Raw genomic sequence first — 6,576 nt, 5'->3', positions numbered from 1 at the left:
CGACAGGCGGTGACGCGGTAGCGGCCGGCGGCTTCGGCGAGACCGGCTGCGCGGCCGGGCGTGGCGGCGGCGCGGGCGGCGTGGTGCGTGGGCGGAGCGTCAGGGGCCGCAGCCACTGTATCCACACGCGCTCGCCACGCGGCGCCGCCGACGGCAACGGCCGCATCACCGCCCACAACAGCGCCAGATGCAGCAGGACGATGCATCCCAGGTTGGCGGCGCGCCGCTGGTTCATCGTGGCTGGAGACCGAGCGCCTTGCGGATATGCGCCGACACGATGCGCCAGGACGGCGACGTGGCGGCGACTTCATCATAGTGGCTGCCGCCCGGCAGCGATACCACTTCCGCCGCATCGCCGGCCGCCTGCGCGCGGCGCGCATAGTCCTGGCCGACGCGCAGCGGCGCGATGGTGTCATGCTCGCCGTGAATCAGCACCGTGCGCACGCCAAGCGGCAGCATCTCCGCCGGCGAGGTGTCGCTGAAGATATCGGGACGCGCGGCGCTGGCGACGCCGGCCAGCTGCGCCATGTCGCGGTCGCAGCTGGTCTTGATCAGCGCTTCCTCGTTGCGCAGGTCGGCCAGGCCGCCAAGGCTGATCACCACCGGCACCGGCAGCGGATCGGCCACGTACAGAGGACTGGTGCGCGGCAGCCGCGCGCGCGCGCCGGCCCATTGCGCCAGGTGGCCGCCGGCCGAATGGCCCACCAGCACGATGCGCGACAAATCCAGCTTGTGCTCCGGCGCCAGCAGGCGCAGGCGGTCCATCGCGGTGGCCACGTCGTGGTACATGCCCGGGTAGCCGCCGCCCTCCTCATCGTAGCGGCGGTACTCCAGATTCCACACCGCGATGCCCTGCGCGGCCAGGTCGCCGGCCATATTGCGCATCTGCGTGATGCCGCCGAACTCCTTGGTCCAGCAGCCGCCGTGGATGATCACCGCCACCGGGAACGGGCCGTCGCCGGCAGGCTGGAACAGCTCCGCGAACTGCGACGGCGCCGCGCCGTAGGTCACATGGCGCGTCGGCGCCGGGCCGCTCAGGGCCAGGTAATCCTGCAACGACATCGGCGCGGCCGCCGCGCCGCCGACACTGCCCGCCATGGCGGCGGCCAGCAGGGTTGTTCTCATTTTTTTCAGCATGCCTGCTCCTCGATTGAGCCGCCATGCTACACCAAGAGCATGCTGACTATGCGGCACCTGTGAAACCCGCACAGCGCTGCGGCCAGGGGCCGGCCCATGGGCCGGCGGGGCGAAGCCCCTACCCTGACCCTGGGTCAGACCCTTTCGTCAGGGGTAAAAAAAAGGGCCGCCGAAAGGCGGCCCAAAAAGCAACTAAGCCCCCGCTTAGAACTTGTAGTTGGCGCGTGCGTAGTAGTAGCCGCCGTTGATGCCGAACGGCGAGAAGCTCGGCAGCACGGTGACCGCCGCGTTGTCGCCCGCCGCGCGCTGGTCAGCCAGCAGCGCCGGATTCACGCCATTCGGATACTTGTTGAACAGGTTGTTGGCGCCGACAGCCAGCGACCAGGCGTTGTTGATCTTGTAGCCGACTTCCAGATCGGTGATCGCCTTGGCCGAGATTTCGGTCAGGTGGTACACCGAACCGTCTTCGCTGCCGTACTCCGACGATTTGCCGTAGATCGCTTCGCGCAGGTTGACGGTCCAGTTACCGATCTTCCACAGTGCGCCCAGGTTCACGCGCACTTTCGGCGACGCGGTTTCCAGATCGGAGATCGCGGTCTTGTCCAGCAGCGTCTGCGGCAGCAGCTGCGTCGGCGCCTGGTTGATCTTGGTGACTTCCACCTTGTTGTAGTTGGCGGCGATCGACCAGTCCACCTTGCCGGCGGTGCCGTAGTTGGAGTTCACCGTGGTGACGAACTCCAGGCCGCGGCTGCGGGTGTCGACGGCGTTGGAGAAGATGTTGATACCGGTCTGGCTGACGGTGCTGTCCAGCACGTTGCCGTTGGCCTTGATGGCCGCCGTCACCGCCGGCGAATTCACCGAACCGCCGGAGCCGTACAGCGCGCCCGAACCGACGATGCGGTCGCGGATCTTGATCTGGTAGACGTCCAGCGTCATCGCCACGTTGTTGGCAGGGTTCAGCACCAGGCCCAGGCTGAAGTTGGTGGAGCGTTCAGGCTTCAGGCCATCGACGCCCACCAGTTTCGCGCCGGCTGAATTCGGCGCCAGCTGCACGAAGGCGGTGGTCGGGCCGACGTTGGTGGCCGAGTAGTATTCCTCGGCCAGGGTCGGCGCCCGGAACCCGTTCGAGAAGGTGCCGCGCATCGCCACCACCGGCGAGAAGTCGTAGCGGCTGGTGAGCTTGCCCACCTTGGCGTTACCGAAGTCGCTGAAGTGCTCATAGCGGCCCGCCAGGTCGACCGTCAGGTCCTGGATCGGATTGCCGGCGAAGTCCAGGTAGGCGGCCTGGTTGGTGCGGCGGTGGCTGCCGGCGTCGGTCAGCGAGAAGCCTGGGTAGGACTGCGAACCTTCCTTGTAGCGCGACGCCGCGTCGCCGGCCTGGATCTCGTACTTGTCGACGCGGTGCTCGATACCGCCGGCGATGTTCAGCGGCTTGGACCAGCCGATGTCGAATTCCTTCGACGCTTCCAGCGTGGTGGTCAGCTGGCTGGCGATGAAGGTGCCGGCGCTGAACACGGTCGGCGTGTAGCCGGTGTCGGTGAACAGCGAGACGTTGCCCGAATCGGCCACGCCGATGCGCGCCTTGTCGCGGCCATAGGTCGAGCTCAGGTCCACGTTCCAGCCGGCCAGCTTGGTCTTGTAGCCGCCGGTGAACGCGAAGTCGTCTTCCTTCATGGTTTCCTTCGGCGAGAAGCCGGTAGGATAGATCAGCGGCAGGCGGCTCGGCAGGCGATAGTTCTCGAACGCGCGCGCTTCCTTGCGGCCGGCGGTGGCAAACGCATACAGCTGGCTGTCGGCGTTGACGTCCCAGCCGAAGTTGGCGGCGAAGGTGTTCAGGTGGTACTGCGCGTCGCCCGAAATATGGTTGACGTGCGGGTAGCCCGGTTCACGGAACATGCCCGGATAGGCCGCCATGTTGGCCGGATCGACCACGCGCGGGTCGATGCCGCCACGGTCGCTGTAGCCGTGGTATTTCGATTCGGCGGTCAGGCTCAGGAAGGCGTCCTGGAACGGCGTCACGCCGATGTTGGCGGTGCCGTCCAGCGTGCGGCCGCCGCCATCGACGTAGCCGCCGCCGCTGACGGTGGCGGTGCCGCCATGGTTGTTCGATTTCAGGATGACGTTGACCACGCCGGCGATCGCGTCGGAGCCGTATTGGGCGGCGGCGCCGTCCTGCAGCACCTCGATGTGGTCGATGGCCGACACGGGAATGTAGTTCAGGTCGGCCGCCGCGCCGCCCTGGTATGGTCCGCCCAGCACCGCCAGGTTGGCGGTGCCGTGACGGCGCTTGCCGTTGATCAGGACCAGCGTGTTGTTCGGGCTCAGGCCGCGCAGGCGCGCCGACAGCGTCATGTTGGCGGCGTCGCCGCCGAAGGCCTGCGCCGTGAACGACGGCAGATTCTGCGCCAGCGCCTGGATCAGGTCCGGCTGGCCGGTGCGCTGCAGCGATGCCGAGTCAAGCACCTGGATCGGCGATGCGCTGTTTTCAACCTTGATGCCGCTGGAACGCGTGCCGGTGACGATCACCGCGCCGACGTTGGGCGCGTCGGCGTCGGCCGGCGCTGCGGCGACCGCGTCATCGGCGGCTGGCGCGGCGGCGTACACGCCGAAAGCTAAAGTGGACAACACGGCAGCAACGCCGATCTTCAGTGTGGCCTTATGCATATTTTAATTCCCCATTTTTTTGAATAAAAGCGAAGGTAAGACCCGAAAACACAACTCCCGATTTGCTACGTATCTTTTATTTTTTGGCGGCGACCACTTCGATTTCCACCAGCCAGCCGGCGTTGCTCAGGCCCGCCACCTGCACCACGGCGCGCGCCGGCAGGTTCATCTGAGGGCCTGGCTGGGCGGTCGCGCCGAAGTACTGGGTGTAGGCTTCCATGAAGCCCTTGGTGTCGGCCTTGCCGCCCTTGGCCGGATCGCCGACCAGGAACACCTGCATCTTCACCACGTCGGACATCTCCAGCTTCATGCCCTGCAGGACTTCCTTGATCTTCTTGAGCACCGACTCGGTCTGGGTCTTGGTGTCGCCGAAGGCTTCCAGCGAATCGGCCGGCGCGTCCTTGTTCACCACCGCCGGCACCTGGCCGCTGATGAAGTGGATGGTGGCGGTCGGCGGAATGCTCACCGCCAGCGCGATCGGAAAGTCGGAGTTGGGAATCTTGTGGCGGACGATGTCGGCTTTCGGCGCGGCGGCGAAGGCGCTGCCGCAGGCGGCGGAGATCAACAGGCTAACGATTGCTTTTTTCATTGTGTGCTCTTTCAGTGTTTGTTGGACATGCTGGCGTCGCCGAAGGCGTCGACGCCGAGTGCGGTGCGCAGCGCGCCGACATCCGCTTCGGTCAGGCCGTCGGCCTTGTTGCCCCAGTTGGAGCGCACGAAGGTCAGCACGGTGGCGATATCGCGGTCGCTCAGCGATTCGCTGAAGTCCGGCATGCCGCCGCGCCCCTTCAGCAGCACGGTGGCGACGTCGGTGTTTTTCCCCTGCACGAACTTGTTCCCCGCCAGCGCCGGGAAGGCGCCGGGTATGCCCTTGCCGGTCGGCTGGTGGCAGGCCGCGCAGTTCTTCAGGAACAGCCCCTTGCCATCGAGCGCCGGTCCCGCGTCCTGCGCCCGCGACGGCGACGACGCCGCCGCCAGCACGGTGGCCACGATCGCCATCACGGCCTTGATCAGCGTGTCTCTCATGCGCTGGCCCTTTCATGGATCTTGGCCAGCTGCTGCCACGCCGACTCGATGGCGCCGGCCTGCCAGCCGGTCAGGTAGCTCAGGTGCTCGCCGGCCAGCAGGATGCGGCCTTCGCCCTCCACCAGGGTCGGATAGGCGGCGGCGCGGGTCTTCTCGGTCCACTCGGCCCAGCCGCCCAGGTTGTACTGCACGCGGTGCCAGGCGACCGAGAACGCGTTCTCGAAGTTCTCCGTGTACTGCGGGAAGATCTTCTGGCCGGCGGCCAGCGCGAACTCGGCGCGTTCCTTCGGCGACAACGCGCTGATTTCAATCGCGGCCGTCTGGTACTGGTAGTAGCCGAGCAGCACGCCCTTCTTTTTCTGGAAGCCATACGACGGCACCGAGATCTGGTTGATGCCTTTCAGGTCGGTCATGATGTGACCACCGTAGATATGGTCGTCCTCTTCCCAGAAGCGGCGCTTCATCTGCAGGCCGATCTTGCCCACCGGCGCGTACGCCACGGTGGCGACGGCCTTCTTGAATTTGTCCGAAAAATCGGTATCGATCTGGCGCAGCACCGACAGCGGGATGGCGCACAGGCAGTAGTCGGCGCTGATGGAGCTGACTTTATTGGTGCCGGTATCCTTGTAGGTAACCGTCACACCCTTGTCGTTCTGACGGATGGTCTGTACTTCGGATTTGTAGCGAATGTTTTTGCCGACGCGTTTTTCGAACGCCTTGGCGATGGAGTCCATGCCGCCCACCGGCTGGAACATGGTGTTCTGCATCGGGAAATCCTGCACCGCGCTGTAGACATTGCCCAGCTTCGACGCCAGCAGGTCTTTGAAGCCCAGCGGGTCGGACAGCTTGCCCGGTCCCGGATTGATGCCGGCGCCAGGATTGGTGGCGAAGCCGCGACCGCTGCGGCCCTTGTATTGCAGGTCGCCCGGCGTCAGCGCGCCTTCATGTTGCAGATAGTCCAGCAGCAGGCGCTGGTCGTCGGCGCTCAGTTCCTGGTCCAGCTGATGATTCTTGACCGACTTGGCCAGCAGCTCGGAGACGTTGCCGCGCATGTCGGCTTTCACTTCCTTGATGCGCAGGCGCTTGCCGGCGAACGGACCGGCGTTTTCGGAATACACGTAGGAGTGGTCGTTCTCGTTGACCATCACTTCCAGCGGCACCTCAAACAGCCTGGTGTAGTGCAGCGTCGACTGGTGATGCAGCGGAATGCGCCATGGGCCGTGATTGATGTAGTGGCCGTCGTCGAATGCGCAGGTCTGCTTTTCGCCGCCCAACTCGGTCAGGCTGAAGCCCTTGCGCGCCGTCTGGCAACGGCCGCCGGCAAAGGCGCGCGCTTCCAGGATCTGCACCTTGTAGCCCAGCTTCTCCAGCTCGAACGCCGCCGTCATGCCGGCCAGGCCGGCGCCCAGGATCAACACCTTCTTGCCCTTGCCGCTGCCGCTCAGGGCCGGCGGCGCCGAGGCGGTGGACTCGATGCCCATGCCCCACGCACTCATGGTACTCAACAGCAGGCCGGTGCCGCCAACCGCCGCGGTCCGGTACAAGAAATCCCTCCTCGTCAATGAGCTAAATGATTTAAATGGTTTTACCGTTTTGCTATCCATCTGCTTCCTCGCCAATCTGCTGAAAAACCCTTGGGCGACTTGCATGCCCATACCTCTTCATTAGCAAACGGCGTGCCACAGATGACAAAAAAATAAAGCTGTTTCGGCTTGCAGGCGTTACACAAGGAAACGGCATAAACGATAT

5 protein-coding genes and 1 pseudogene are annotated in these 6,576 nt (G+C 65.1%); all 6 read right to left on the bottom strand.

Annotated elements, in window-relative coordinates:
* Nucleotides 1-235 (bottom strand): annotated as a pseudogene (locus GJ695_RS23010) (hypothetical protein); the annotation flags it as partial.
* A complete protein-coding gene (locus tag GJ695_RS23005) occupies nucleotides 232-1,125 on the bottom strand; it encodes an alpha/beta hydrolase (RefSeq protein WP_229260614.1) in 894 nt (297 codons plus the stop codon). The gene GJ695_RS23005 and the pseudogene GJ695_RS23010, both read right to left, overlap by 4 nt.
* Nucleotides 1,126-1,341: 216 nt before the next feature.
* Nucleotides 1,342-3,801 carry a TonB-dependent receptor plug domain-containing protein gene (locus tag GJ695_RS23000; RefSeq protein ID WP_154368906.1) on the bottom strand — a complete coding sequence of 820 codons (2,460 nt, stop codon included), beginning with the start codon at nucleotides 3,799-3,801 and terminating at the stop codon, nucleotides 1,342-1,344.
* 76 nt (nucleotides 3,802-3,877) lie between these two features.
* The gene (locus GJ695_RS22995; protein ID WP_154368904.1) at nucleotides 3,878-4,390 is read right to left on the bottom strand and encodes a RidA family protein; all 513 of its coding nucleotides are present in this window, start codon (nucleotides 4,388-4,390) and stop codon (nucleotides 3,878-3,880) included.
* Nucleotides 4,391-4,401: 11 nt separating this feature from the next.
* Nucleotides 4,402-4,827 carry a c-type cytochrome gene (locus GJ695_RS22990; RefSeq protein WP_154368902.1) on the bottom strand — a complete coding sequence of 142 codons (426 nt, stop codon included), beginning with the start codon at nucleotides 4,825-4,827 and terminating at the stop codon, nucleotides 4,402-4,404.
* A complete protein-coding gene (locus tag GJ695_RS22985) occupies nucleotides 4,824-6,431 on the bottom strand; it encodes a flavin monoamine oxidase family protein (RefSeq protein WP_154368900.1) in 1,608 nt (535 codons plus the stop codon). The genes GJ695_RS22990 and GJ695_RS22985 overlap by 4 nt, the downstream gene beginning before the upstream one ends.
* Nucleotides 6,432-6,576: the final 145 nt, after the last annotated feature.

The sequence above is a fragment of the Duganella alba genome, from assembly GCF_009674495.1.
GTDB lineage: Bacteria > Pseudomonadota > Gammaproteobacteria > Burkholderiales > Burkholderiaceae_D > Rugamonas > Rugamonas alba.
Note: the sequence above shows the minus strand (reverse complement) of the source record. Positions and strands in the feature narration are given on the sequence as shown.

Excerpts from the sequence above, each read along its gene's own strand:
- GJ695_RS23000 (WP_154368906.1), bottom strand. The coding sequence starts at position 3,801 with ATGCATAAGGCCACACTGAAGATCGGCGTTGCTGCCGTGTTGTCCACT.
- GJ695_RS22985 (WP_154368900.1), bottom strand. The coding sequence starts at position 6,431 with ATGGATAGCAAAACGGTAAAACCATTTAAATCATTTAGCTCATTGACG.
- GJ695_RS23005 (WP_229260614.1), bottom strand. The coding sequence starts at position 1,125 with ATGAGAACAACCCTGCTGGCCGCCGCCATGGCGGGCAGTGTCGGCGGC.
- GJ695_RS22995 (WP_154368904.1), bottom strand. The coding sequence starts at position 4,390 with ATGAAAAAAGCAATCGTTAGCCTGTTGATCTCCGCCGCCTGCGGCAGC.
- GJ695_RS22990 (WP_154368902.1), bottom strand. The coding sequence starts at position 4,827 with ATGAGAGACACGCTGATCAAGGCCGTGATGGCGATCGTGGCCACCGTG.